Raw genomic sequence first — 712 nt, forward strand, 5'->3', positions numbered from 1 at the left:
GACTCCTACGCGCACAGCGGATAGGGACCGAACTGTCTCACGACGTTCTAAACCCAGCTCGCGTACCGCTTTAATGGGCGAACAGCCCAACCCTTGGGACCGACTCCAGCCCCAGGATGCGACGAGCCGACATCGAGGTGCCAAACCATCCCGTCGATATGGACTCTTGGGGAAGATCAGCCTGTTATCCCCGGGGTACCTTTTATCCGTTGAGCGACGGCGCTTCCACAAGCCACCGCCGGATCACTAGTCCCGACTTTCGTCCCTGCTCGACCCGTCGGTCTCACAGTCAAGCTCCCTTGTGCACTTACACTCAACACCTGATTGCCAACCAGGCTGAGGGAACCTTTGGGCGCCTCCGTTACCCTTTAGGAGGCAACCGCCCCAGTTAAACTACCCATCAGACACTGTCCCTGATCCGGATCACGGACCCAGGTTAGACATCCAGCACGACCAGACTGGTATTTCAACGACGACTCCACAAACACTGGCGTGCCTGCTTCAAAGTCTCCCAGCTATCCTACACAAGCCGAACCGAACACCAATATCAAACTGTAGTAAAGGTCCCGGGGTCTTTCCGTCCTGCTGCGCGAAACGAGCATCTTTACTCGTAGTGCAATTTCACCGGGCCTATGGTTGAGACAGTCGAGAAGTCGTTACGCCATTCGTGCAGGTCGGAACTTACCCGACAAGGAATTTCGCTACCTTAGGA

The 712-nt window shown here is 55.9% G+C and carries 1 rRNA gene; it reads right to left on the minus strand.

The window, feature by feature from the left end:
- A 23S ribosomal RNA gene (locus IE277_RS46775) occupies positions 1 to 712 on the minus strand; the annotation flags it as partial.

This window comes from Streptomyces alanosinicus (assembly GCF_014650595.1).
Classification (GTDB): Bacteria; Actinomycetota; Actinomycetes; order Streptomycetales; family Streptomycetaceae; genus Streptomyces; species Streptomyces alanosinicus.